The 24439-nt window shown below is 61.2% G+C and carries 23 protein-coding genes; 17 read left to right on the forward strand and 6 right to left on the reverse strand.

Annotated elements, in window-relative coordinates:
- Positions 1–33: 33 nt before the first annotated feature.
- The 6 genes from VVD49_RS20725 to VVD49_RS20750 all read right to left on the reverse strand — a co-directional run bounded on the left by VVD49_RS20725 (position 34) and on the right by VVD49_RS20750 (position 4380).
- On the reverse strand, positions 34–297 hold the full coding sequence (locus VVD49_RS20725) for an FAD assembly factor SdhE (protein WP_327601147.1): 264 nt from the start codon (positions 295–297) through the stop codon (positions 34–36).
- Between the two features lie 15 nt (positions 298–312).
- Entirely contained in the window at positions 313–1035 is a 723-nt protein-coding gene (locus VVD49_RS20730) for a succinate dehydrogenase iron-sulfur subunit (protein WP_327601148.1), read from the reverse strand.
- A 17-nt stretch (positions 1036–1052) separates the two neighbouring features.
- Positions 1053–2825 carry a succinate dehydrogenase flavoprotein subunit gene (gene sdhA / locus VVD49_RS20735; protein ID WP_327601149.1) on the reverse strand — a complete coding sequence of 591 codons (1773 nt, stop codon included), beginning with the start codon at positions 2823–2825 and terminating at the stop codon, positions 1053–1055.
- Positions 2826–3176, reverse strand: a complete 351-nt coding sequence (gene sdhD / locus VVD49_RS20740) for a succinate dehydrogenase, hydrophobic membrane anchor protein (protein ID WP_327601150.1) — start codon at positions 3174–3176, stop codon at positions 2826–2828.
- Complete coding sequence (gene sdhC, locus VVD49_RS20745; RefSeq protein WP_327601151.1) at positions 3170–3574, reverse strand: succinate dehydrogenase, cytochrome b556 subunit; 405 nt, start codon at positions 3572–3574, stop codon at positions 3170–3172. The genes sdhD and sdhC overlap by 7 nt, the downstream gene beginning before the upstream one ends.
- A 77-nt stretch (positions 3575–3651) precedes the next feature.
- Positions 3652–4380, reverse strand: coding sequence for a GntR family transcriptional regulator (locus VVD49_RS20750; RefSeq protein ID WP_327601152.1), 729 nt, complete (start codon positions 4378–4380; stop codon positions 3652–3654).
- A 344-nt stretch (positions 4381–4724) separates the two neighbouring features.
- Between VVD49_RS20750 and VVD49_RS20755 the strand changes: the two genes are divergently transcribed.
- The 17 genes from VVD49_RS20755 (at position 4725) to VVD49_RS20835 (ending at position 24394) form a co-directional block, all read left to right on the forward strand.
- A complete protein-coding gene (locus tag VVD49_RS20755; RefSeq protein WP_327601153.1) occupies positions 4725–5717 on the forward strand; it encodes a malate dehydrogenase in 993 nt (330 codons plus the stop codon).
- A gap of 9 nt (positions 5718–5726) precedes the next feature.
- Positions 5727–6749, forward strand: a complete 1023-nt coding sequence (locus VVD49_RS20760; protein WP_327601154.1) for an HpcH/HpaI aldolase/citrate lyase family protein — start codon at positions 5727–5729, stop codon at positions 6747–6749.
- Between the two features lie 55 nt (positions 6750–6804).
- On the forward strand, positions 6805–9420 hold the full coding sequence (locus VVD49_RS20765) for a bifunctional aconitate hydratase 2/2-methylisocitrate dehydratase (protein WP_327601155.1): 2616 nt from the start codon (positions 6805–6807) through the stop codon (positions 9418–9420).
- 108 nt (positions 9421–9528) lie between these two features.
- Positions 9529–10110 (forward strand): chromate transporter, encoded by a 582-nt coding sequence (locus tag VVD49_RS20770; protein ID WP_327601156.1) that lies wholly within the window; start codon positions 9529–9531, stop codon positions 10108–10110.
- A gap of 2 nt (positions 10111–10112) precedes the next feature.
- On the forward strand, positions 10113–10634 hold the full coding sequence (locus tag VVD49_RS20775; protein ID WP_327601157.1) for a chromate transporter: 522 nt from the start codon (positions 10113–10115) through the stop codon (positions 10632–10634).
- Positions 10635–10666: 32 nt separating this feature from the next.
- On the forward strand, positions 10667–11680 hold the full coding sequence (locus VVD49_RS20780; RefSeq protein ID WP_327601158.1) for a serine/threonine protein kinase: 1014 nt from the start codon (positions 10667–10669) through the stop codon (positions 11678–11680).
- A complete protein-coding gene (locus VVD49_RS20785) occupies positions 11677–12066 on the forward strand; it encodes a YchJ family protein (RefSeq protein ID WP_327601159.1) in 390 nt (129 codons plus the stop codon). The genes VVD49_RS20780 and VVD49_RS20785 overlap by 4 nt, the downstream gene beginning before the upstream one ends.
- Positions 12067–12159: 93 nt before the next feature.
- Positions 12160–12600, forward strand: coding sequence for a PilZ domain-containing protein (locus VVD49_RS20790; RefSeq protein WP_327601160.1), 441 nt, complete (start codon positions 12160–12162; stop codon positions 12598–12600).
- A gap of 186 nt (positions 12601–12786) precedes the next feature.
- On the forward strand, positions 12787–15249 hold the full coding sequence (locus VVD49_RS20795; protein ID WP_327601161.1) for a heparinase II/III domain-containing protein: 2463 nt from the start codon (positions 12787–12789) through the stop codon (positions 15247–15249).
- Positions 15250–15283: 34 nt separating this feature from the next.
- Entirely contained in the window at positions 15284–16519 is a 1236-nt protein-coding gene (locus tag VVD49_RS20800) for an MFS transporter (RefSeq protein WP_327601162.1), read from the forward strand.
- A 118-nt stretch (positions 16520–16637) separates the two neighbouring features.
- A complete protein-coding gene (locus tag VVD49_RS20805; RefSeq protein ID WP_327601163.1) occupies positions 16638–17498 on the forward strand; it encodes a GGDEF domain-containing protein in 861 nt (286 codons plus the stop codon).
- 260 nt (positions 17499–17758) lie between these two features.
- Entirely contained in the window at positions 17759–18688 is a 930-nt protein-coding gene (locus tag VVD49_RS20810) for an AAA family ATPase (protein ID WP_327601339.1), read from the forward strand.
- Positions 18685–19680 (forward strand): DUF58 domain-containing protein, encoded by a 996-nt coding sequence (locus VVD49_RS20815; protein ID WP_327601164.1) that lies wholly within the window; start codon positions 18685–18687, stop codon positions 19678–19680. Before VVD49_RS20810 ends, VVD49_RS20815 begins: the two co-directional genes overlap by 4 nt.
- Positions 19677–21650: a transglutaminase TgpA family protein gene (locus VVD49_RS20820; protein WP_327601165.1), complete on the forward strand. Its 1974-nt coding sequence runs from the start codon at positions 19677–19679 to the stop codon at positions 21648–21650. The genes VVD49_RS20815 and VVD49_RS20820 overlap by 4 nt, the downstream gene beginning before the upstream one ends.
- The gene (gene mltB / locus VVD49_RS20825; RefSeq protein ID WP_327601166.1) at positions 21647–22750 is read left to right on the forward strand and encodes a lytic murein transglycosylase B; all 1104 of its coding nucleotides are present in this window, start codon (positions 21647–21649) and stop codon (positions 22748–22750) included. Before VVD49_RS20820 ends, mltB begins: the two co-directional genes overlap by 4 nt.
- Positions 22751–22867: 117 nt before the next feature.
- Positions 22868–23377 carry an adenylyl-sulfate kinase gene (gene cysC / locus VVD49_RS20830; protein WP_327601167.1) on the forward strand — a complete coding sequence of 170 codons (510 nt, stop codon included), beginning with the start codon at positions 22868–22870 and terminating at the stop codon, positions 23375–23377.
- 123 nt (positions 23378–23500) lie between these two features.
- Positions 23501–24394, forward strand: a complete 894-nt coding sequence (locus tag VVD49_RS20835) for a sulfotransferase family protein (RefSeq protein ID WP_327601168.1) — start codon at positions 23501–23503, stop codon at positions 24392–24394.
- Positions 24395–24439: the final 45 nt, after the last annotated feature.

Genomic DNA, 24439 nt, shown 5'->3' on the forward strand with positions numbered 1-24439 from the left:
AGTTTTCCTTCCCTTCCAGTACGTTCAACAGGATTACAAACTTGTGTTCGCAATATCGGGAGCGCTGCGTTTCAGCAACGCAACCGTCGATTGCCAATGCGGAACCTCGCATTCCTCTTTGCCACTGAGCATGGCCCACAGCTCATGGTCATCACAGGTCAGCAGGTCCAGCAGATTCTCCAGCTCTGGCTCGCTCAACGCGTCCAGATCGTTGGCGATGAAGCGCGTGAAAAACAGGTCGAGCTCCAGCAGACCTCGCCGGGCACGCCATTTGATCTTTTCACGCAAGACATACATCGCTCGGTTCCGTCCTTACACTGCACGCGACAGCATCAATTCCTTGATCTTGCCGATGGCCTTGGTCGGGTTCAGATGCTTCGGGCACACATCCACGCAGTTCATGATGGTGTGGCAGCGGAACAGACGGTACGGATCTTCCAGATTATCCAGACGCTCGTTCGTTTCTTCGTCGCGCGTGTCGGCGATGAAACGGTAAGCCGCCAGCAGACCCGCCGGGCCCACAAATTTGTCCGGGTTCCACCAGAAGCTCGGGCAGCTGGTCGAGCAGCACGCGCACAAGATGCACTCATAGAGGCCATTGAGTTCTTCACGCTCTTCCGGCGTTTGCAAACGCTCACGCTCAGGCACGGGCGTGTTGTTGACGACGTAAGGCTTGATCGAGTGGTACTGCTTGAAGAACTGCGTCATGTCGACGATCAGGTCACGAATGACCGGCAGGCCCGGCAGCGGACGCAGCGTGATCGGCTGCGCCAGGCTGTCGATGTCGGTCAGGCATGCCAGACCATTCTTGCCGTTGATGTTCATCGCGTCCGAGCCGCACACGCCTTCGCGGCATGAACGACGGTAAGACATCGAATCGTCCTTGCCCTTGAGCTTTGTGAGCGCGTCGAGCAGCTTGCGATCGGACGGGTCGAGTTCGACCGAAATATCCTGCATGTAAGGCGCAGCGTCCTTATCCGGATCGTAGCGATAGATCTTGAATTGAACTGTGCGCACAGTGGTATCAGTGGCCATTTTTATGAGCTCCGGAATCAGTACGCACGCGTTTTCAGCGCAACGGTTTCAACAGTCAGCGGCTTGAGATTGACCGGCTTGTATTCGAGGCGATTGCCGTCGCGATACCACAATGTGTGCTTGAGCCAGTTCTCGTCGTCACGGCCATTCGGACGTTCCGGGGTATCCGGAGCATCGTCACGCACGTGCGCACCGCGCGATTCCGTACGGGCATTTGCCGACAGCATCGTGGCCTTGGCAACCTCGATGAGGTTCTCCAGTTCCAGCGCTTCGGTACGTGCCGTGTTCCAGACTTGCGACTTGTCCTTGATCTCGGTTTGCTGAACAGCTTTTTCGATTTCGAGAATCTTGTCCACGCCTTGCTGCAGCAGATCCTTGAAGCGGAACACGCCAGCGTGAGCCTGCATCGTGCGCTGCATTTCCAGACGCGTTTCGGCCACGTCCGAACCACCGGTCTGCGTATTCAGGCGATTGACGCGCGCCAACGACTTGTCGATCTCGCTTTGCGGGATTTCCTGCAAGGCTGCCGGTTCATTCTTGATGTACTCGATCATCGACTCGCCCGCGCTCTTGCCGAACACCAGCAGGTCGAGCAGCGAGTTCGTGCCGAGACGGTTCGCGCCATGCACCGACGCACAGGCACATTCACCCGCAGCATAGAAGCCGGGGATGACGTTGCCGTAATCGACCACTTCGCCACGATAGTTCGTCGGAATGCCGCCCATCTGGTAGTGACAGGTCGGCACGACGGGGATCGGTGCCTTGATCGGGTCGGTACCGGCGAACTGGATCGAGATTTCGCGGATACCCGGCAGACGCTTGTTGATCACGTCTGCGTCGAGGTGGGTGATGTCCAGCATCACGTGATCCTTGTTCGGACCACAGCCGCGACCTTCGTTGATTTCCGTAACCATGGCGCGCGAAACGACGTCCCGCGAAGCCAGATCCTTGGCGTTTGGTGCATAGCGCTCCATGAAACGCTCGCCCCCCGCGTTACGCAAGATGCCGCCTTCGCCGCGCACGCCTTCGGTAATCAGCACGCCCGCGCCGGCAACACCGGTCGGGTGGAATTGCCAGAACTCCATATCTTCCAGCGGGATGCCGGCACGCGCCGCCATGCCGACGCCGTCACCGGTGTTGATGAAGGCATTGGTCGAGGAGTAGTAAATACGACCGGCACCGCCGGTGGCGAACAGCGTTGCCTTGGCCTGGAAGACGGTGATCTCACCGGTTTCCATTTCCATGGCGATCACGCCGAGCACGCGGCCATCCGGTGCGCGCAGCAGATCCAGGGCCATCCACTCGACGAAAAACTGGGTGTTCGCACGCACATTGCGCTGGTACAACGCGTGCAACATGGCGTGACCAGTACGGTCAGCTGCCGCACAGGCGCGACGCACCGGCTTCTCGCCGAAATTGGACATGTGACCACCGAACGGGCGCTGGTAGATCTTGCCCTCATCGGTACGGTCGAACGGCATACCGTAGTGTTCGAGTTCAACGACCACTTGCGGCGCTTGTTTACACATGAACTCGATCGCGTCCTGGTCACCGAGCCAGTCGGAACCCTTGACGGTGTCATACATGTGCCAGGTCCAGTGATCCGGCTCGGAGTTGCCGAGCGAAGCAGAAACACCACCTTGCGCCGCAACCGTGTGCGAGCGCGTCGGAAAGACCTTGGAAATGACGGCTGTTTTCAGACCGGACTCAGCCAGAGTCACCGCAGCGCGCATGCCGGCACCACCGGCCCCCACGATCACTGCATCAAACGTACGCTTGGCGACTTTCAATTAGAGTCTCCACAGAATCTGGGCTGCCCAACCGGCATAACCCAACAGAAGGAAGGCAACGATCGTGTGCAGTGCGAGGCGCACGCTGATCGGCTTGATGTAGTCCATGAAGATGTCCCGGACGCCAACCCAGGCGTGATAGAACAAGGCCATGAAGAACAGGAATGTGGCAAAGCGCATGAAGAAGCTGCCGGAGAACAGCTCGTACCAGCTGAACACGTCGTAAGACGGCAGCAAGATCACGCGCACGGCAAACAGCACCGTATACAGCGCCATGACTACGGCGGTCAGACGCTGGAGCAGCCAGTCGTTGAACCCGTAATGCGCACCAACTACGAGACGTTTCACCATATCAGCACCCCGATGGCGGCAGTCAGCGTGAGGCTCACGACCAGCACGATGACGGAACTCATGCGCGCGGCAGGCAGTTCGACGCCGACGTGCATATCAAGAAGAAGGAAGCGGATCCCTGCACAGAAGTGATGCAGGAAAGACCAGAGGAGGCCGAGCAGAACCAGCTTGACGATCGGCAAGCCGAGAAGACTGAAGTTGAATACCGTGTAGAAGGCGTCCAGCTCTTCACGCGAACCGAGACTCGCGCCGAACAGCCAAAGCAACAACGGCAAACACAGGAACAAGCCCACGCCACTGATGCGATGAAGGATCGAGACGATCCCCGGCAGTGGCAATCTGATCTGGATGAGATTCAGATGCTTGGGTCTTGGCTTACGGACTATCACTTCCGCCATACAACACACCTCCCAGTACTGGCTATCCAACTGATTAACTAACTGAGCGATTCACTAAGCAACTAAGTACGTAGCAACTAACTAAGCTCATTCAGGTAGAAATGCTCGGCCGTCGAATACAACCCGCGCCGCCACTCCACCGGTTTGTCGCCATAGGTGTAAGCAACGCGCTCCACCGACAGCAAGGGCGTGTACTCTGCCACGCCCAACAACTCTGCAACCTGCCGCTCTGCAGCGACCGCACGGATACGCTCCGAAGCACGAATCATGCGTAAGCCGAAACGGGTTTCGAAAAGGCTGTACAGCGAACCTTCCCACTCCTGCAGTATTTCCAGCGTCAAACCCTGGAACATCTCCCCCGGCAGGTAAATCTCATCCACAACCACTGGCTTCACATCGAACTTCAGCAAACGCCGGATGATGATGATCGGGCTCCCCAGGGCCACATGGAGGTTCTTCGACGCCTCCTGTCCGGCCCTTGCCCGCCAGCACTCCAGCGGAAAGCTTTTCGGCTGCCCGGCACCACCCGCAAGCGGCACCAGACGCAGAAAGCGAAATGATGCGCGCGGATCGTGATGCGAGGCAACAAATGTCCCTTTCCCCTGGCGACGCAGCAGGATGTTCTCTGCCGACAACTCGTCAACCGCCTTGCGGACCGTCCCCTGACTGACGCCGAAGCGAACCGCCAGATCCTGCTCGCTCGGTATCGCCTGCCCCGGCGCCCATTCACCTGCCTCAAGCGCCTGTAAAATCAGGCTCTTGATCTGCTGGTACAAGGGACTGAAGGTGGGCGACAGGTTTGCCATGGCCTGCATTCAAGCATAAATATTTGACACCGTCCACATAGAGTCTATGATCTTATATAAGACATTAGACAGCTTTTGACACACTTCAAAAAATCAATGTATCCTCCGCCTGTTTGCTGAGGTTTCGCTGAATGCCTTGAGGTCGATCCGGTCAGAATGTTTTGATTGTGACTCCTCGTTGCGCGTTGTGCATCGCAAGAATGCTGCGCTACAGTCACGGATGAACCAGCAAACGGGTCAGGAGTTGGCTATATGAATAGCCGACCCACCAAAAGGCCACCGCGTTGATTTTTCGTTGAATTTCTTGTCGATTCTTGTTGATTTATCGCTCCAGGAGCTTATCCATGTCCAAGTCCCCCATTCGCGTCACTGTCACCGGCGCCGCCGGCCAAATTGGTTATAGCCTGTTGTTCCGCATTGCCAGCGGCGAAATGCTCGGCAAGGATCAGCCCGTCATCCTGCAACTGCTTGATCTCCCCCAAGCCCAGAAGGCTGTGAATGGCGTGATCATGGAACTGGAAGACTGCGCATTCCCGCTGCTGGCCGGCGTGATCGCAACTGACGATCCAGCCGTTGCATTCAAGGATACGCAAGTGGCATTGCTGGTTGGCGCACGCCCACGCGGCCCCGGCATGGAGCGCAAGGACCTGCTGACCGAAAACGCCAAGATCTTCACCGTGCAAGGCGCGGCTATCGGTCAGTACGCAGACCCGGACGTCAAGGTGCTGGTCGTCGGCAACCCATGTAACACCAATGCATACATCGCCAAGGAAACGGCGAAGAAGTTTGGTCGCGTGAAGGAAAAGAACTTCACCGCCATGCTGCGTCTGGACCACAACCGCGCGCTATCGCAACTGGCTGCCAAGTCCGGCCGCACGGTCGACAGCCTGAAGAACCTGGTCGTGTGGGGCAACCACTCGCCAACCATGTACGCCGACTACCGCTTCGTCACTTCGAACGGCGACAGCGTCAAGACCCTGATCAACGACGAAACCTGGAACCGCGAAACCTTCCTGCCGAAGGTTGGCAAGCGCGGCGCAGCGATCATCGAAGCGCGTGGCCTGTCTTCCGCTGCTTCGGCTGCCAACGCAGCCATCGACCACGTGCGCGACTGGGTGCTCGGCTCCAAGGGCGAATGGGTCACCATGGGTATTCCTTCGGATGGTTCCTACGGCATTCCTGAAGGCATCATCTTCGGCGTGGCCGTGACCACCGAAAACGGCGAGTACAAGCGCGTCGAAGGTATCGAAGTCGACGAGTTCTCGCGCGAGCGCATCAACTTCACGCTCAACGAGCTGGAAGAAGAGCGCGCCGGCGTTGCGGACCTGCTGAAGTAAGAAGTAACCATGGACCGCATTCATCCCGATGCGGTACTTGTCCAGGATGGAGGGGCCCTCCCCTCCATCCCGGGAGTGGATCACTACGCAGGTAGCGAGAAGCTGATGCGCAAGGCGCTGGCCTTGCAGATCGAGCAAGCCCGCAATGGCGTAGCAACATTTGATGTGACGCTCGATTGCGAAGACGGCGCAGCCGTCGGCGAAGAAGTAGCACATACCGAACTGGTGTCCTCACTCATCATGAGCGATGACAACCGCTTCGACCGGATTGGCGCCCGCATTCACGACGTGACACACGCGTCGTGGATGACGGACCTGCAGAACATCGTGGCCGCAGCTGGCACACGACTCGCTTACCTCACGCTGCCCAAGGCGCGTGGCGTCAGCGATGTGCGGCGAGTGCTGCATGTGCTGCGCGACGCCGAGCAGCGCAACGGCCTGCATCGCCGGATTGCAGTACACGTGCTCATCGAAACGCACGGCGCGCTGCACCAGGTGTGGGACATCGCAGGGCTGGATGGTGTCAGTTCGCTCGATTTTGGTTTGATGGATTTTGTCAGTACGCATCACGGCGCCATTCCCGGCAGCGCGATGCAGAGCCCGGGGCAGTTCGATCACGCGATCCTGCGCCGAGCGAAGACGGAAATAGTGGCAGCTGCGTTGGCGAATTCGGTTGTGCCAACGCATAACGTCACGACTGAATTGAATGACGCAGCAAAGATTCGAGAGGATGCGCGGCGTGCGCGCGAGGAATTCGGTTTCCTGCGCATGTGGAGCATCCATCCGAACCAGATCGGGCCGATCCTGACTGCCATGCAGCCGGATTACACCGAACTGGTGGAAGCAACAGAAGTAATTGCCGCGGCGCAGGACGCGTCGTGGGGGCCGATACAGATGCAGGGTCGCCTGCACGATCGTGCTTCGTATCGTTACTACTGGAATTTGTTGAAGCGTGCGCATGCTACTGGCTGCGAATTGCCGGGTAGCGCACAGGAGCGTTTTTTTGACGCTTCTTTTTATCGTAATTCTTAATTGAACGCCGTCTCTGCCCGCCGGGGCGAACGGAACACTGCCGGAGGATTTGATCGTGCTTGAAGCCTATCGCCAACACGTTGCCGAGCGCGCTGCGCTGGGTATCCCGCCACTGCCGCTGGATGCAAAACAAACGGCCGATCTTATCGAGCTCATCAAGGCACCACCTGCCGGTGAAGACGCCTATCTGCTTGACCTCATCACGCACCGTGTACCGCCGGGCGTGGACGACGCCGCCAAGGTCAAGGCCTCCTTCCTCGCAGCCGTCGCACACGGTGACATCAGCGTCGCCCTGATCTCCAAGGCAAAGGCCACCGAACTGCTCGGCACCATGGTCGGTGGCTACAACGTCAAGCCACTCATCGACCTGCTCGATGACGCAGCGCTGGCGCCCATCGCTGCAGCCGCGTTGAAGAAGACGCTGCTGATGTTCGACTACTTCCACGACGTTTCCGAGAAGGCCAAGGCCGGCAACGCCCGGGCCAAGGAAGTCGTGCAGAGCTGGGCCGATGCCGAATGGTTCACCTCGCGTCCCGAAGTGCCGGCCAGCATTGCGCTGACCGTCTTCAAGGTGCCGGGCGAAACCAATACCGACGACCTCTCTCCTGCGCCTGATGCATGGAGCCGTCCTGACATCCCGCTGCATGGCCTCGCGATGCTCAAGAACACGCGCGCTGATGCACCCTTCAAGCCGGAAGAAGACGGCAAGCGCGGCCCGATCAAGCTGATCCAAGATCTCGCAGCCAAGGGTAAGCCTGTCGCCTACGTCGGTGACGTGGTGGGTACCGGTTCCTCGCGCAAGTCCGCGACGAACTCCGTGCTGTGGTGGACCGGTGACGATATTCCCTTCGTGCCGAACAAGAAGTTCGGTGGCGTGTGTCTCGGTGGCAAGATCGCTCCGATCTTCTTCAACACGCAGGAAGATGCTGGCGCACTGCCGATCGAAATCGACGTCTCGAAGCTGGACCTCGGCGACGAAATCGAACTGAAGATCGACCACGCCACAGGCAAGGTCATCGCCATCAAGGGCGGCGCAACGGTTGCCGAGTCGCAGCTGAAAACGCTCGTGCTGCTCGACGAAGTGCGCGCTGGCGGTCGTATCAATCTCATTATCGGCCGTAGCCTGACGGCCAAGGCTCGTGAATTCCTCGGCTTGCCAGCCTCCACCCTGTTCCGCCTGCCGCAGAACCCGGCCGACACGGGCAAGGGCTTCACGCTGGCGCAGAAGATGGTCGGCCGCGCTGTCGGCCTGCCGGAAGGCCATGGCGTGCGTCCCGGCACCTACTGCGAACCCAAGATGACCTCGGTCGGCTCGCAGGACACGACCGGCCCGATGACCCGCGACGAACTCAAGGACCTCGCCTGCCTCGGCTTCTCCGCCGACCTGGTGATGCAATCCTTCTGCCACACGGCTGCATATCCAAAGCCCGTCGACGTCAAGACGCACCGCGAACTGCCCAAGTTCATCTCGAATCGCGGCGGCATCTCGCTGCGCCCGGGTGATGGCGTGATCCACTCCTGGCTCAACCGCATGCTGCTCCCCGACACCGTCGGCACCGGTGGTGACTCGCACACCCGCTTCCCGGTGGGTATCAGCTTCCCGGCAGGTTCCGGTCTGGTGGCTTTCGCGGCAGCCACCGGCGTGATGCCGCTGGACATGCCTGAATCGATTCTGGTCCGCTTCAAGGGCTCGATGGAAGAAGCACAGAAGCGTGGCGTGACGCTGCGCGACCTCGTGCATGCCATCCCCCTGTACGGCATCAAGCAAGGTCTGCTGACCGTTGCCAAGGCCGGCAAGATCAACGAGTTCTCGGGCCGCATCCTCGAAATCGAGGGCCTGCCTGACCTGAAGGTCGAACAGGCTTTCGAACTGTCCGATGCTTCGGCTGAGCGTTCGGCAGCTGGCTGCTCGGTGCAGCTGAACAAGGCGCCTATCGTCGAGTACATGCGCTCCAACATCGTGTTGCTGAAGAACATGATCGCCGACGGCTACGCAGACAAGCGCACGCTGGAACGCCGCATCCAGAAGATGGAAGACTGGATCGCCAACGGCGAACTGCTGCAACCGGATGCCAATGCCGAGTACGCACACATCATCGAGATCGACCTGGCCGACATCAAGGAACCGATCTTGTGCTGCCCGAACGATCCGGACGACGCCAAGGTGCTGTCGGAAGTGCAGAACACGCCGATCGACGAAGTCTTCATCGGTTCGTGCATGACCAACATCGGTCACTTCCGTGCGGCCTCCAAGCTGCTCGAAGGCAAGCGCGACATTCCGGTGAAGCTGTGGGTTGCTCCGCCGACCAAGATGGATGCTTCCGAGCTGACCAAGGAAGGCCACTACGGCGTGTTCGGCTCTGCAGGCGCACGTACCGAGATGCCGGGCTGCTCGCTGTGCATGGGCAACCAGGCACAAGTGCGCGAGGGTGCAACCGTCGTGTCCACTTCGACACGCAACTTCCCGAATCGTCTGGGCAAGAACACCAACGTGTACCTGTCCTCGGCAGAAGTTGCTGCCATCGCATCGAAGCTCGGTCGCCTGCCGACCGTGGCGGAATATCAGGCCGACATGGGCGTCATCAACGCCGATGCAGGCAAGATCTACCGCTACATGAACTTCGACCAGATCAGCGAGTACAAGGAAATCGCTGACGAAGTGAAGGTGTAACAGGTAGAAGCGAGGCCACCAGGCACGCAGCACACGAAGAAACAGCCCGCCCGAAAATGCGGGCTGTTTTGTTTTGACCCGCACGCCATAGAGAACAGAAATCTCCCGATGACTCTTTCAGCAATGGAAACCGTAACGCCTACGAAGAAGCAACTCTTCACCGGCTTCTTCAAGACGGGTATCTCGGGATTCGGTGGCGTGCTGCCTCATGCACGTCGCATGCTGGTCGACGACCGTCGCTGGCTCACCGACAGGCAGTTCACCGAGCTTCTCGGGCTGGGCCAAGGGCTGCCCGGCCCCAACATCGTCAATATGGCCGTGGTGCTCGGTTCGCGCTTTCATGGCTGGCGCGGTTCGATCTGCGCAGTCACCGGCCTGATGCTGGCGCCACTCATCATTGTGCTGACGCTCGCCAGCATCTACGAGAAGTTCTCCGACTCGGCAATGCTTAATCACGCCTTGACGGGTGTGGCCGCTGCGGCAGCGGGTCTCATCATCGCGACCAGCGCCAAGCTCGCGGTAAGAATGGATCGCAATGCCTGGTCGTTCCTGACGCTACTCGCAGCATTCCTCGGGATCGTATGGCTACGCTTGCCGCTGCTCGCCGTACTGTTCGTCCTGGCGCCGATCAGCATCGCTTGCGGCTGGTTCAGCGTGCAACGTGAGCGGGCTGGAAAGGCGGAGGAATGAGCATGCCCCCTTCAATCCTCGAACTGTTCCTGCGCTTCTGCCTGCTATCGGTGATGGCTGTGGGCGGCGCGAGCGCGGTGCTACCCGAAATGCATCGCCAGATCGTCGAGGTCAATGGCTGGATCAGCAGCGCCGAGTTCGGGACACTGTATGCCATCACCCAGGCTGCCCCCGGCCCGAACGTGCTGATTGTCAGCCTGATCGGCTGGAAGCTCGCAGGCATCACGGGCGCAATCGTATCGACGATAGGCATGTGCGGCCCCACTTCGCTGCTGGCCTTTGGCGTCGGAAAGCTGTGGGATCGTTTCAGCCACTCGCCCTGGCGCACAGCCATCGAACGCGGCCTCGCCCCCATCACCATCGGCCTTATCCTTGGCAGCGGCTGTCTGCTGGTCCAGACCGCCGGCGAAGGCTGGGCGATCTATGCACTCGCCGGCGCCAGTGCATTCGCCTCGTACTACTCACGCCAGAATCCGCTATGGTGGCTGGCCATCGCCGCAGTGCTGGGCATGGCGCTGTTCTGAACACATCACGCATCCATCACCCGGTCCATCCAATGATTTCCGCGCAGACATCTGCCTCAACGCCCTTCGCGACCCTGTCGCCGGACACCCTGCTGGACGCTATCGACAGTCTCGGTTTGCGAACAGATGGCCGACTCGCCGCACTCAACAGCTTCGAGAATCGTGTCTATCAAGTCGGTATCGACGACGCTCAACCCCTGATTGCCAAGTTCTATCGCCCCGCACGTTGGAGCGACGCGGCCATTCTCGAGGAGCACGCCTTCACCCGCAGCCTGGCCGAAGCGGAGTTGCCGGTCGCGGCGCCATTGGAATTCGCCGGCAACACACTGCATCACCATGGCGATTTCCGCTTCGCGCTGTATCCGAAACTGCGTGGTCGTGCACCGGAGTTCGACAACAACGAAGCGCTGACCTGGATGGGGCGCTTCATTTCGCGCATTCACGCCATTGGCGAACTCGCGAGCTTCGCCGAACGCCCGGCCCTCAGCGTCGCGCGCCTGGGCGACGATTCGCAGGCATGGCTGAGCGCCCATGCGCTCATTCCGCCGGAGCTCCTCGATGCCTGGCAAGGCACGGTGGAGCGCGCCATGGGCCACGTGCGCAGCTGCTTCGCGCAGACGGGCAGCTTCCGGCACTTGCGCATCCATGGCGACTGCCATGGTGGCAACGTACTGTGGGCCGACGACGGGCCATGGTTCGTTGACTTCGATGACACATGCATGGGCCCGGCAATCCAGGATCTGTGGCTTCTGCTCTCGGGTGACCGCGACAGCATGTCGCGCCAGCTCGGTGCCGTGCTGCGCGGTTACCGCCAGTTCCGCGACTTCGACAATCGCGAGCTGCAACTCATCGAAGCGCTGCGGACCTTGCGCCTGATCCACTACGCCGCCTGGATCGCGCGCCGCTGGGACGACCCGGCCTTCCCGGTCGCCTTCCCATGGTTTGGCACGCCACGCTATTGGCAGGACCGCATCCTCGAGCTCAAGGAGCAGATCGCAGCCATGGAAGAAGAGCCCCTGGTACCTGCAGGGCTCGACTGGGAATGAAAGCCGCGAAACAGACTCCCTGCCCGTGTGGCAAAGGCATCTACGCCACCTGTTGCCAGCCCCTGCATGCTGGCGCGGCGGCGGGCACCGCCGAATCGCTGATGCGCTCGCGCTACAGCGCCTTCGTGCTGCAGCTGGCGGACTACCTGCAAGCCAGCTGGCATGCCAGCACACGCCCGGCCGAGCTCTCGTTTGACGGCGACGAGCCAACCAAATGGATAGCACTGGATGTTCGCGCACAGGCAGAGCAAGGCGACAGCGCCACGGTCGAGTTCATAGCCCGCTACAAGGTCAGTGGTCGCGCGCAACGCCTGCACGAGATCAGCCGTTTTGTGCGCGAGCAAGGGCGCTGGTACTACGTGGACGGCGAAATCCTGCCTCAGTAAACACTGCAGACAACCGGTCGTTAGGGTCAATCCGCCTTGCGATGCAGCAAGCCTGACCCATAATGAAGTTCAGTTTTCCGACCGGAGGATTCGATGGGTGCTGCTGCACGCGCCTTTTTGCGCCATCCAACTGATGTTCCCATTGAAGTCCATGCACAGCCGATCCAGGGCCGCGTCGGGCAACGTCTGATGGACGTGAGCCTGGGTGGTCTGGCCTGCCGCTCTGAATGCGAGATGGATGTCGGCACCCACGTCGAGATCTGCATCGAGCTCGTCAGTCCGCCATTCCAGGCGGAAGGCGAAGTGGCCTGGTGCCGGCACCGCAATGGTCACCACGAGATAGGCATCCGCTTCCTGCAACGAGAAGATGCTTTCGCGGCGCGCATGGTGGAGCAGATCTGCCATATCGAGCACTACCGCAACGAGGTGATGCGTCTCGAAGGCCGCGTGCTCGATGCCCGCACCGCCGCCGAGGAGTGGATCAGCAAGTACGCGGCAGATTTCCCCTCCTTGCGGACTTTCATGTCCGACTAGTCGCCGCGAGACCGGCGAAGTCCCCTGAAACACCTTTCGCGAAGCCTGGTGCTAAGATTGCGGCCTCCCCGCCGAGGCTGCGGCTTTCCCGTAGCGTTTCAACGGCGCCCGCCTCCACGGCCAGCGCTGTTCCGGCAATCACTGTTGCTCCGTTCGCTCCCCGGTGCGGAGCGGGAAAGTTGAATCTTGTCAGCGCTCTTCTTTCGCCAGTCTGTCTCGTCCCTCAACGCCCTCGCCAAACCCTTCGCTCTCCTGCTCGTACTGCTGAGTTGCAACCTGCAATCCCTTGCCGCACACGCGGCTACGGACAAGGAGATCGTCGAGGCACGCATTCCGGTGCTGGCAGCCAGCCTCAAGAACGAACATCCGCGCCTGCTGTTGCGTCCGGCCGATATTCCGGCTCTGCGTGAATTCCTGCTCAAGACGCTGCCCGCGCAAACTGATGGCGCAGCACTGGCCAGGCTGGCGGTCGCGCCACTCGACAACAAGCCGCTTCCTCCGCAGCCAGCAGCGGTAAAGAACGGTACGCAGTCGGGGTCGGAGGCTTGGCGCCAGGGTTACATGGTCGCCAACGACACCGGCAACTGGGCCTGGCGGTATGCGCTCGGCTATCAACTGACCGGCGAAGAACGTTACGGTCGTGAGGCCGCACGCTGGCTGATGCATCTGGCGAGCTGGAAGATCGATCGCGATGTCTTGCACACCAACGACGAGCTATTCATCCAGCATCTGCGTCCGATGATTTTTGCCTATGACTGGGCATGGGCGGCGCTGACTGCCGAAGAGCGTGCAACGGTCAGCGCTGCGATTGCCGCACGCCTGACATTGCTGGCCGAACACGTCCAGCCGAAGTTTGCGCTGACGACGCCAACCTCGCCCGACAATTCGCTCAGCCACCCGATGCGCTTCATCTCCACGCTGGGCTTGGGTGGTCTCGCGCTGTATCACGACACGGCAGCTGCACCTGCCTGGGTTGCCTGGAGCTACGAGTATTACCAGCGCCAGTTCCCGGTGTGGGGCGGTGATGCGGGCGGCTGGTCCGAAGGCCTCAACTACTGGGCTACCGGCATGACGCAGCATCTGCGCTTCCTCGAAGCCATGAAGCTGCAAGGCTTCGATGAGCCGCTGCAACGCCCGTTCTTCCGCAACACGCCGTGGTTCGCCGCCTATAACCTGATGCCCTACCCGGCGTCCTCATTTGGCGACCTGACCAACATCATGGGGCCGACGCCAAGCATCGCCCTGATGCTGGAGAAATTTGCCCTGTTGCAGCAGGACCCTTACCTGCTGCGTTTCGGCCACCTCCTGACGAGCAAATACCCCACCGCGTTCAGCTACTACGACTTCGGTGCGATGGACGCGATGCTGCACCTGTTCCGTCGCAGCCAGTCGAAATTGCAGGAGGCCGAGCTGACGCAATTGCCACAGACGCGCTACTTCAACGACATCGGCTGGGTCGCGATGCATTCGCGCCTCGGCAACAAGGACAGCGACATCATGCTGGCCTTCAAGTCCAGCCCGTATGGTTCGGCGAGCCACAGCTTTGCCGATCAGAACAGCTTCGTCATCAACGCCTTCGGCGAGCCGCTGGCCATCTCCTCAGGCTACCGCGAGTGGTACGACAGCCCGCACCATGTCGGCTGGACCCGTACGACTGCAGCCAAGAATGCCATCCTCATCGACGGCCAGGGCCAGCAGATCAAGAGCGCAACGGCCACCGGACGCGTCAGCCGCGAGATCTCCGGCGATCGTTTCAGCTTCGTCACGGGTGATGCCAAGGCGGCTTACGCCGGCCTCGCAACGAAGGCACTGCGTCACATCTTCTTTGTCGACCGCCGTTACTTCGTGATGCTCGATGAAGTCGCTGCGCCACAGGAGTCGAAATTCCAGTGGCTACTCCACGCACGCGAAGAGATGGGTCTGGATCCGGACAACAATCGGATCGCAATGGCCAAGGGCATCGCGCGTCTCGACACGCTCCTGCTGTCGCCCCCACCCGGTCAGTTGAGCCTCAAGCAGACCGACAGTTTCACGCCACCCGTTGCCAGCGGTTACGAGAAACGGATGCCGAATGAATGGCACGTGACGGCGGAAACGTTGAAGAAATCGAAGGAGCAGAATTTCTTCAGCGTGATGTACCCGCACCGTGACGGCTACAGCGCAGAAGATGCGACGATACGCACCATCAAAGCCAGCCGCGGCTATGCAGTGGGCATCAAGACGCAAGACGCGGACGACGTGGTATTCATGGCCACGGAGAATGATGCCGTGATCCGCGCCGAGAATATCAACATCAACGGGCTGGCTGGCTCTGTCAGCACGCGCGGCAGCGACACCCGGATCAACCTGATCGAAGCACGCAGGTACGACTCCCGACTGTTCTCCTTTGATAGTGATGAGCCGCTCAGCCTGGAGGCGACGGTCACACCCGAAACCATCAACATCCGTTTTGCGCCACACAAGGCCACGCAACTGACGATCCAGAAATCGACATCCGTGCGTACCGTAAGAGGTATCTCCAAAGACAACTGGGATTACGACGTCAACAAGCGCCAGATCACGATCAAGCTGCCAGCACAGACTGCGGACATAACCATCGTTCCTCTCATTGGCGGCCTGGATCGCGGGCCTAGCAGCCCCGGCAACTGAAGCGTTCCTCCACTCCTCGCTATTTCCGCACCTCATGTCGGCCTCAGAATTCGCGCTGTTCCGTCATCGTCCGTTTCTCAGTTTCTGGTTCGGGCGCGTTTTCACCTCGATGTCGAACAATATGCTGGCCGTGGCAGTGGGCTGGCAGATGTACGACCTCACGCACAGCGCGATGGACCTGGGCCTGGTCGGCCTCGTGCAATTTGCGCCGGCACTCTTGTTCACCCTGATCGTCGGCCACGTAGCCGATCGCTACGATCGCCGCCGCATCATCACCGTATGCCTCGCATTGCAGACACTGGTGATCGGCGTGCTGATCGCCAGCACCCACTACCACTGGATCAGCCGCGACCTGATCCTGATTTGCTCACTGCTCATCGGCACTGCCAAAGCCTTCCAGATGCCAACCCAGCAGGCGCTCGCACCACTGGTCGTGCCTCTCGAAGTCCTGCCGCGTGCCATGGCGCTGAGCTCGTCAGGCGTGCAATTCGCCATCATCGTGGGCCCGGCTTTTGGTGGCTTCCTCTACGCCGCCGGAGCCAATGCCGTTTATTCACTGTGCTGTGCGCTGACCTTCTGCTCAGCCATCAGCTTCCTGAGCATCAGGATCGACCACGCGCCCGCGCCACGCGAGCCTGTGACCTTGCGCAGCATGTTTGCCGGGCTGGATTTCATCTGGCATCGCAAGGCCGTGCTCGGAGCCATCTCGCTGGACCTGTTCGCCGTGCTACTGGGGGGCGCGACCGCACTGTTGCCAATCTTCGCGCGCGACATCCTGCTGGTCGGACCGATCGGCTTGGGCATGCTGCGTTCGGCGCCAGCAGTCGGCGCACTCACCACATCCATCTGGCTGGCACGCAAACCCATTGAACGCCGCGTCGGCAAGGTGATGTTCGGTGCCGTTGCGCTCTACGGCGTGGCGACACTGGTATTCGCCTTCTCCAAACTCTTTCTGCTATCGCTGGGAGCACTCGTCATCACAGGTGCAGCCGATATGGTCAGCGTGGTCATTCGCCAATCGCTGGTACAGCTGGAAACTCCTAACGAAATGCGTGGCCGCGTCAGTGCGGTCAATTCGATCTTCATCGGCGCCTCGAACCAGCTGGGCGAATTCGAGTCCGGCACGACAGCCGCACTGTGGGGTGCCGTCACCTCCGTTGCGATAGGCGGAATAGGCACCCTGCTGGTCGTAGCGACCTGGATGAAACACTTTCCCCAACTGACGAATCGTGAACGACTCACCAGCGACGAAACAGACAAAAACAGCTGACGGGTAGCGCCGTTTTCACACATGAGGCCCGTGCAGGCCTTATCATCGTGGCATCAGTGTCGCGTCGCGATACAAAATAATATGCACTGCGCGGCCGGGGTCAGCCGCCGGAAAAATCATGAACACTCGCCTCCATCACTTCATGGGGTGGCTGCAGCATTTGCCGCGCCCATTCATGCATGTGCTGACGCTCGCCCTGTTCGTTGCCGTCGCCGGGCTAGACTACGTCTCCGGCACTTATCTTTCCCTCTCCGCCCTCTATTGCCTGCCCGTGTCATTGGCTGCCTGGCGCATCAGCCGCAATGCTGGCATTACAACGGCGGTATTGAGCGCAGTCCTGATCGTCATCCTCAACCCGCGCGAAGTACGTGCGGACCTGGCGACGGCGGTCATGCTGTGGAACTTCATCATCGTGGCCTGCCTGTTCACTGTGGTCGCGGTGCTTGTCGCTGAAATCGGACGCCTGCTGGAAAGCGAACGTGCGCTGGCGCGTACCGACTTCCTCACCGGCGCGCGCAATCGCATGGCATTCATGAACGACGTGGATCAGGAAATCCTGCGCGCGTTGCGCCATGGCCAGGCCCTGTCGCTCATCTACATCGATCTCGACGACTTCAAGGCCATCAATGACCGCCTTGGTCATCGCGAGGGCGATCGCCTGCTGCAAGCGGTCAGCCAGACCCTGCTGCAGACCGTGCGCGGCATCGATGCAGTTGCGCGACTCGGTGGCGACGAGTTCGTCGTGCTCCTGCCCAATGCCGACTCTGACGCTGCAGCCATCGTCGCCCCGCGCCTGCGCGAAGCTTTGCTCAACCGCATGTTGCTCGATCTATGGCCAGTCACTTTCAGCATCGGTGTGCTGACGTGCCCGATCCCGCCCAACTCCGCCGAGCAGTTGATTCACCGTGCAGATGAGCTCATGTACCGCGCAAAACAGAGCGGCAAGGATCGCCTCGTCTATTCGCTGCAAAGCGCCTAGAACGGCTGACAGACAGGCTGGAAAGCGGCGGGCGGTTGGCAAGATCGGCCCGCCACGCACGCGCTCAATTTCCCACGCGCTCCGCGCTATCGGATCTTTCTCCGCTCGCACCCCGACACCTCCCGCAAATCGGCTCTGCAGTTCGGCGACGGAACTGCCGATATCATTTGCAGTCCTCTCGTGACCCGCCTCCGATTCACGTCAGTCTCACATCGAGCGCCCACATGACCGCAACTGCAGCAAGCATCCCCACGGACGTCATGCCAGACCTCAAGCATGCCAGCCAGCTCTCGGGGCGCATCCTCGAACAACTCGGGCAGATCGTGCTCGGCAAGCCGCATGCCTTGCGCCTGTCGCTGGCCTGCCTGCTGGCCCGTGGTCACCTGCTGATCGAGGACCAACCCGGCGTCGGCAAGACCACGCTGGCGCACGCTCTGGCCGTCACGCTGGGCCTCAAGTTCCAGCGCGTGCAATTCACCAGCGACCTGCTGCCGGCCGATCTCATCGGCGTATCGATCTTCGATGTGCGCGAGCAGCTGTTCCGGTTTCATCCAGGCCCGGTTTTCTCGCAAGTCCTGCTCGCCGACGAGATCAATCGCACGACACCGAAAACGCAGAGTGCCCTGCTTGAGGCCATGGAGGAGCGCCAGGTCACCGTCGATGGCAAACCCCACCCGCTGCCGGCGCCATTCTTCGTCATCGCGACACAGAATCCCTCGCACCAGATCGGCACTTTCCCTTTGCCCGAATCGCAGCTCGATCGTTTTCTGATGCGCATCAGCCTCGGCCTTCCCGATGCGGCTGCCGAACGCGCCTTGCTGGCAGGTCAGGACAGGCGAGAGCTACTGGCCCAGTTGCAGGCACTGACCGATGCAGCGACTCTGGAGGTGTTGCAGGATGCCTGCGCCGCCGTGCATGTCGGCGATCGCATCCTCGACTACGTGCAGAGCCTGCTCGCCGCGAGCCGGAGCATGAGTGGCGTGGCGCAGGGCCTGTCGCCGCGCAGCGGCATCGGCCTGCTGGCGGCCTCGCGCGCCTGGGCCCTGATCTCGGGTCGCGATCACGTGCGCCCGGAAGACGTACAGGCAGTCCTCCCGACCGTCGCGGGCCATCGTCTGCATGGTGGCGGCACCCTTCATGGCGCTGATGCGCTGGTGCGCAAGCTCGTCGAGGCAGTGCCATTGCCGTGAGCGGATCCCAAAAGTGGATCCGCCAGGCGATGGCCGCGCTACGTCAGCGCTCGCGGTGCTGGATGCAACGTGTATCGGGCCCTGAAGCCCAGCCCATCGTCCTGCCGCAGCGGCGTGTCTATGTGCTGCCCAGCATGGCAGGCCTCGGCGTCGTACTCGTGCTGGCTGTGATGCTGCTGGCATCCGTCAATTACAACCTGTCGCTCGGCTACGCATTCACTTTCCTGATTGCAGGCACGGGGGTGGCGCACATTCTTGCGACCTGGCGCAATCTGGTCGGACTATCGCTGAGTTTCCAGGCAGGGAGCGAATGCTTCGCCGGAGAGGCCGCAGCATTCCGCCTCGTTCTCGGCAGTGCCAACAAGCACGTGCGCCATGCCATACAGATACGCTCGGACGACGGCACGCCCTTGTTGATGATAGACACGGCGGATAGCGACTCACGTTACGGCCAGCTCGAGATCCCGGCATTGCGACGCGGTCGCATGCTGCCGGGCCGACTGACCATCGAGACGGTATTTCCGCTCGGCTGGGTACGCGCCTGGAGCTATGTCCTGCCGGACGTCCCGCTGCTGGTGTATCCGCAGCCTCTCGGTGACCTGCCGCTACCGCTTGCCAGCGGCAGCGATGCGCATGGCACGCAACGCGCACGCTTGTTTGCCGACGAAGAATTCGCCGGCCTGCGCGACTATCGTGCAGCAGACCCACCGAGCCGCATCGCGTGGCGCCGCGCAGCACGTGATGGCTCCCTGCTGGTCAAGCAGTTCGACGCACTCGATGCCGAGGACTGGCTGCTGAGCTGGTCGCACCTGCCTGCCGCGCTGGATACCGAAGCGCGCCTGTCACAACTCACACAATGGCTGCTGCAAGCGCGGGCAGCCAATGCGCGCGTCACCCTCGAAGTGCCGGGCGCGCGCCTGGGGCCGGACCACGGCGACGCGCACTACCAGGCCTGCCTGCAACACCTTGCACTGTTTGGCGGCAACGCATGAGCAAGCTCGCGCCCGCCTCGCCTGCCCCACGCATTCCACGCCTGCTGGCCCTGCAGCTTTGCGTACAGGCCTTGATTACCTTGTGGCCATACGTGCTCTTCCAGCCCTGGTACCTCAGCGTCTTTGCCGGCCTGTTGATCGCCTGGCGCGGCGCGCTGGCCTGGCAAGACAGGAGCGCACCGGCCGGCTGGTTGCTGGTGCCTCTGGCGTTCCTCGGCCTGGCCGCAATCGTGCTCGCCTACGGCAATCCCGTCGGACGCCTGCCCGGTCTGTCCCTGCTATGCCTGCTACTGCCACTCAAACTACTGGAGACGCGCAACACGCGCGATGTACGCGCTGCGCTACTGCTGAACTTCTTCCTCATCGTCGGCATGTTCCTGCACGAACAGTCGGCCATGATCGGCGTTGCGGCCGCTCTTGCCATGATCGGCGCCCTCGCCACTGCAGGGCGCCTGCAGCGTGCAGCCTTGCCGATCAAGGGCTCCGTCGTTCAGGCCCTGAAGCTGCTGGCGCAAGGCGTACCACTCATGCTGGCAATGTTCGTCCTGTTTCCGCGCGTCGATGGCCCGCTGTGGGGCCTGCCTATCGACGCCTATTCGAGCAAGACGGGTTTGTCGGACCATATGACGATTGGCAGCATCAGCAATCTCATTCCCTCGGGCGAGATCGCTTTCCGGGCCAGTTTCGAGGGCGAAATTCCACCACCTGCTGCCCGCTACTGGCGCGGCCCGGTCCTGACCCACTTCGACGGCATGGACTGGAAACAGGTCAGCACATTTCCGGGCCCCGCCCCCTTCCATGACGCAACGGGGCGCGCCTGGCGATACACGATGACCATGGAGCCGCACAATCTGCGCTGGCTCCTCGCGCTGGATTTCCCGACGGCGAGTGACAGCGGTCGCTTCACGACAGAATTCGCGCTCATCACCCCGCAATTACTGCGCAAGCGCATGCGCTACACCGTGCAATCCAGCCCGGATCTTGTCGTTGGCAAGGATGAGCCCGAATGGAAGCTGAAAGCCTCGCTGAATCTACCGCACGACTTCAACCCGCGCACCCTTCAGGAAGGAAGCGCGATAGCAGCGGCGACCCCGGACCCGGAGGCGCGGGTAAAGGCGGCCATCGAGTTCATGCGCAAGAGCCGCCTGCAATACACGCTGTCGCCACCACCCCTCGGGCGCAACAGCATCGACGATTTCCTGTTCAGCACCCGCGCCGGCTTCTGCGAGCACTTCGCTGCATCCTTCGTTGTGCTGATGCGTGCCGCAGGCGTGCCAGCACGGGTGGTGACAGGCTATCAGGGCGGAGAATTCAATCCCATCGACAGCACCCTGGTCATCCGCCAGTCCGACGCCCACGCCTGGGCAGAGGTGTGGATCGCCGAACGCGGCTGGCTGCGCGTTGACCCGACTGCGGCGAGTTTTCCGAGCCGCATTGAAGATGGCATCGCCGCCTCACTGCCCGCATCGGATGTATTGCCCTTGGCAGTGCGCAACCAGCTCAGCTGGCTGCGCACCTTGCGCTATCGCTGGGAAGCGCTCGGCAACGCATGGAACCAGTGGGTGCTCGGCTACAATGCGCAGCGCCAGATGGAACTGATGCAAAAGCTCGGCATCACCAACCCGGACTGGAAACTGCTGGCCTCGCTCATGGCCAGCACAGCCGGCGTGTGGTTGCTGTGGCTGGTCTGGCGGCACTTCCCGAAGCGCCAGCGACTCGACGCACTTGATCGTAACTGGCAGCGCTTCTGCCAGCGCATGGCGCGCCTGGGCCTGCCGCGCGATCCCTGGGAAAGCCCGATCGACTATGCAAAGAGACTGGGCATCGCAAAACCGCCTTACCGCGAAAGCTTCGACAGCATCGCCGAGTTCTACGCCACGCATAGATTCGGCAAGACACCCGCAACGACGCCAGACATTGCCCGCCAATCGGCTCAGCTCAACGAACTCTTCACACGACTCCGTTCATGACACGCAACCACTCACTGAAGTCCGTCGCCCCCCTTTTCCTGGCCCTGTTTTTTTGCAGTGCCGCCCACGCCCAGACAAGCGCGCCGACGCCTGATCAGTCCGCCCCCGGCGCGGCAACGCTCGCACCGGCAGCCACCACGCAGGGCGGCTTTCTGGGTCGCCCCGAAGTCCGCAACTTCATTGCCGAGATGAACACCCGCCTCAAACTGCCGACCAGCGAACTGGAACTGGCATTGGGCACGGTTGCACCGATTCCGCAGGTCATCGATCTCATCAAACCGCCCGCCAACCCTGGCGTGCGCTCGTGGCAGCGCTACCGCAGCCGTTTTCTCGACCGCATCCGCATCGACGGTGGCAAGCGCTTCCTTGCCGAACATGCGGCGGCACTCAAGGCAGCAGAAGAACAGTACGGCGTACCGAAAGAGATCATCGTCTCCATCATCGGCGTCGAGACCGTGTATGGCCGTAACACCGGCAACTTCAACACCGTAGCGGCGCTGGCAACACTGGCATTCGACTACCCGCCACGCGCCGAACTTTTCCGCCGCGAACTGGAATCGCTGTTCCTGCTGGCACATGAACGCGGCGTCAACCCGCTCGACTTCAAGGGCTCCTATGCCGGCGCCCTGGGCTTGCCGCAATTCCTGCCCAGCAGCATTCGCGCCTTCGCCGTCGACTTCGACCACGACGGAGTCATTGACTTGCGCGGCAGCCCGGCCGACGCCATCGGCAGCGTGGCCAGCTACCTGCAACAGAACGGCTGGCAACGCGGTGGCCGCATCGTGCTGCGCGCCTACGTCAAGCCGGAGACCGATCTATCGGCCTTGCTCGCACCGGGCCTGCTTCCCAGCTTCTCACCCAGCGCCCTGAGCCAGGCAGGTGTCAGTTCGGCCGGCAAGCAGACGCCTGAAGAAACCGCGGCACTGATCGACCTGGTCACACCCGGCAAACCCACCGAATACTGGCTGGGCCTGCAGAATTTCTACGTCATCACGCGTTACAACCGCTCCAGTTTCTACGCGATGGCAGTGAACGATCTGGCTGAAGCTTTCAGCGCGCCAGCCGCAGCCGGCAAACCTTCGCCAGCACATCACAAATAGTCGTCGCTACATGCGAGTACGGGGAAGAACAGGCCTCCTGGCAGGTTAATCACCGTATCGGATGCTTCACCTGGCGTCTAACATGGTTCTCCGACAAGGCTTGCCGCTGGAGAATCCATGCACGATGCGAGAACATTCTGGCTGACAGGGCTGAGCGGCGCCGGCAAGTCGACGATTGCCTCGGCCCTGCAAGAACGTCTCACGCAGGCAGGACGGCATTGCACCCTGCTCGATGGCGACGTGCTGCGCACGGGGCTGTGCGCGGACCTTGGTTTCTCTCCCGAGAGCCGGGCCGAGAACATCCGGCGCGTCGCACACGTGTGCAAGCTTTTCAACGATGCCGGCGTGACCGCCATCGTTGCCCTCATCTCACCCTATGCCCATGACCGGGACAAGGCCCGGCAAATCATCGACGCGTCGAAGTTCCTCGAGATCCACGTCGCAACCTCCATCGAACTGTGCGAGCGACGCGACCCCAAGGGCCTCTACGCCAAGGCTCGTGCCGGCGAGATCAAGCAGTTCACGGGCATTTCGGCGCCCTATGAAGCGCCTGTCGCACCCAGCTGCCGGCTCGATACCGGACAACTCGCCCTTGCCGACTGTGTCGAGCTGCTCTGCAGGCTGTGACCTCCCGTCTGCACAGACACCACAATTGATACCGATTTCGCAGACATATCGGCCGACCCGCCGGATCGGCGGGCGGTTACCCTCTGCACGGCAGATATCAATCCAGGCAGAAGGAACACCCGGATGGCGCAAGCTCTCGCCCCCAAGGTCGCTCGGCTCCAGCAGCTCCAGAAATACCTCCATGGAAAGCCCCAGCGTGGCGAACGCCTGATCATCGTCGGCGGTGCGCCACGCTCAGGCACGACCATGTTCCAGTCCATGATGAACTCGCATCCGCAGATTCACGGCGGCCCCGAGTTCGATCACCTCACCGACATCATCAAACTGCACGGCACCCTGAGCCTGGGCTTGCAGCGCGAGCGCATAGACCTGTTCGTGGATCAGGAGCAGATCGACGATGCGGTCGCCCAACTCATCGAATCCCTGCTTCTTGCACCGGCTGAGCGGCACAAGAAGCACTACCTTTCAGAGAAGACGCCAAAGAACGTCCTCGACTTCAAGACACTGATGAGAATCCTGCCGCGCGCGCGCTTCGTGCACATCGTGCGTGACCCGCGTGCCGTCTTCATGTCCATGTTCATGGTCGGCAAGCGCCTCGATGAAGGCGAGTACGACAGACCAGACTTCATCGCCGACACGGAGCAGATGGTCGAGCACATCGTGCGCTGCGTGACCGCCGGCATCGAAGCCTGCGAAACGGCTCCGGACCGCTCGGTGACGATCCGCTACGAAGACCTGCTGACGCGCACCCACTACCTCATGGAGCATGTGTTCAGCACACTGGGCCTGCCTTATGACGCAGCCGTACTGAGCCCCGCCGACCACAAGCACGAACACGAGCGCCTGCTGCTCGGTGGCGCAGACCCTTGGGTCGGTGGTCGCGGCAGCTTCACCAATCCCAGGCTGGAAAATCTCGACAAATGGCGCAAGGGCCTCGCAGCAGAAGAGATCGAAACGCTGAACGGACACTTCCGCGCTTATCCGATCTTCGCCGCGCTTGGCTACACATTCGACTAACGCGCCGTCCCCGGCACGCCACGCCCGTTACACGGCACGTCCTCC

It is taken from the genome of Uliginosibacterium silvisoli (assembly GCF_036017035.1).
In the GTDB taxonomy this organism is placed as follows: Bacteria; Pseudomonadota; Gammaproteobacteria; order Burkholderiales; family Rhodocyclaceae; genus Viridibacterium; species Viridibacterium silvisoli.

Bases quoted from the DNA above. Each gene is read 5' to 3' on its own strand.
- mltB (WP_327601166.1), top strand. From the start codon at position 21,647: ATGACACGCAACCACTCACTGAAGTCCGTCGCCCCCCTTTTCCTGGCC.
- VVD49_RS20730 (WP_327601148.1), bottom strand. From the start codon at position 1,035: ATGGCCACTGATACCACTGTGCGCACAGTTCAATTCAAGATCTATCGC.
- VVD49_RS20790 (WP_327601160.1), top strand. From the start codon at position 12,160: ATGGGTGCTGCTGCACGCGCCTTTTTGCGCCATCCAACTGATGTTCCC.
- VVD49_RS20780 (WP_327601158.1), top strand. From the start codon at position 10,667: ATGATTTCCGCGCAGACATCTGCCTCAACGCCCTTCGCGACCCTGTCG.
- VVD49_RS20810 (WP_327601339.1), top strand. From the start codon at position 17,759: ATGCCAGACCTCAAGCATGCCAGCCAGCTCTCGGGGCGCATCCTCGAA.
- VVD49_RS20755 (WP_327601153.1), top strand. From the start codon at position 4,725: ATGTCCAAGTCCCCCATTCGCGTCACTGTCACCGGCGCCGCCGGCCAA.
- VVD49_RS20725 (WP_327601147.1), bottom strand. From the start codon at position 297: ATGTATGTCTTGCGTGAAAAGATCAAATGGCGTGCCCGGCGAGGTCTG.
- VVD49_RS20820 (WP_327601165.1), top strand. From the start codon at position 19,677: ATGAGCAAGCTCGCGCCCGCCTCGCCTGCCCCACGCATTCCACGCCTG.
- VVD49_RS20785 (WP_327601159.1), top strand. From the start codon at position 11,677: ATGAAAGCCGCGAAACAGACTCCCTGCCCGTGTGGCAAAGGCATCTAC.
- VVD49_RS20770 (WP_327601156.1), top strand. From the start codon at position 9,529: ATGACTCTTTCAGCAATGGAAACCGTAACGCCTACGAAGAAGCAACTC.
- VVD49_RS20750 (WP_327601152.1), bottom strand. From the start codon at position 4,380: ATGGCAAACCTGTCGCCCACCTTCAGTCCCTTGTACCAGCAGATCAAG.
- VVD49_RS20760 (WP_327601154.1), top strand. From the start codon at position 5,727: ATGGACCGCATTCATCCCGATGCGGTACTTGTCCAGGATGGAGGGGCC.
- VVD49_RS20800 (WP_327601162.1), top strand. From the start codon at position 15,284: ATGTCGGCCTCAGAATTCGCGCTGTTCCGTCATCGTCCGTTTCTCAGT.
- VVD49_RS20835 (WP_327601168.1), top strand. From the start codon at position 23,501: ATGGCGCAAGCTCTCGCCCCCAAGGTCGCTCGGCTCCAGCAGCTCCAG.
- VVD49_RS20805 (WP_327601163.1), top strand. From the start codon at position 16,638: ATGAACACTCGCCTCCATCACTTCATGGGGTGGCTGCAGCATTTGCCG.
- sdhC (WP_327601151.1), bottom strand. From the start codon at position 3,574: ATGGCGGAAGTGATAGTCCGTAAGCCAAGACCCAAGCATCTGAATCTC.
- VVD49_RS20775 (WP_327601157.1), top strand. From the start codon at position 10,113: ATGCCCCCTTCAATCCTCGAACTGTTCCTGCGCTTCTGCCTGCTATCG.
- cysC (WP_327601167.1), top strand. From the start codon at position 22,868: ATGCACGATGCGAGAACATTCTGGCTGACAGGGCTGAGCGGCGCCGGC.
- sdhD (WP_327601150.1), bottom strand. From the start codon at position 3,176: ATGGTGAAACGTCTCGTAGTTGGTGCGCATTACGGGTTCAACGACTGG.